1 protein-coding gene is annotated in these 336 nt (G+C 60.7%); it reads right to left on the bottom strand.

Annotated elements, in window-relative coordinates:
* Positions 1-115: 115 nt before the first annotated feature.
* The coding region (locus AC1DN0_RS42075) for a hypothetical protein (protein WP_477144807.1) at positions 116-336 on the bottom strand (221 nt) is incomplete at its 5' end.

The following is a 336-nucleotide window of genomic DNA, read 5'->3' as shown; positions in this document are numbered from 1 at the left end:
CACGATGATGGATGGCATGGTGGTTCTCCTTGGCTTCACTGAATGACTTGAAATGTTCCTGAGTGGCTGGTTGGCAGCGGAGGTGGCGGGGCCGCCTCCGCGTCTGCCGGGCCGTTCAGCGATAGATGTTGTTTTGGGCGTTCTGCGTCGARKKGACATGCGACTTGATGTCGTCGACGAAGGCCGCGTTGTTGCCATTCATGTTGGTGACGTTCTGCGTCTGGCCGATCAGTTGYKMRGCRTTGAAGGTCGAGTCGATCTTGACGGCGCTGAACACGGGCAGGAAGGGCACGAAGCCGCCGCGCACGGCGCGCATGGCGCGGGCGTCGAGTTCTT

This window comes from Cupriavidus sp. 05N39, from assembly GCF_056397325.1.
Note: the sequence above shows the minus strand (reverse complement) of the source record. Positions and strands in the feature narration are given on the sequence as shown.